General features: G+C 48.2%; 1 pseudogene. It reads right to left on the bottom strand.

The features are described from left to right. Positions 1-274: pseudogene (locus tag H6A61_RS15610) on the bottom strand (AAA family ATPase); the annotation flags it as partial.

Below are 274 nucleotides of genomic sequence, written 5' to 3' on the forward strand. Positions count from 1 at the left end.
ATTCCCGTATAGCTCGGCAACAGGAATTCCATGAAACCGTCCTCCACCTCTTTGTTCGGGAATCCCAGTATATAAGTCTTGAATCTGCTGTCATAATCCTTGATTGTCAGATACCCGCTCTGATACAAAATCGGCACCGGATCTTTCCTGAGTGTTTCCAGTCCGTTCAGCGAGTCCGCCGTAGCATACTCCCTCATCAGCTTCTTCAGGTTATATCCGCATCCCTTCATCAGCTCCACTAGGAAAGTAGGCGTACCCGTCTCGAACCAATAAT

Origin of the sequence: Bacteroides caecigallinarum (assembly GCF_016901995.1) — a bacterium.
GTDB classification, from domain to species: Bacteria; Bacteroidota; Bacteroidia; order Bacteroidales; family Bacteroidaceae; genus Phocaeicola; species Phocaeicola cellulolyticus.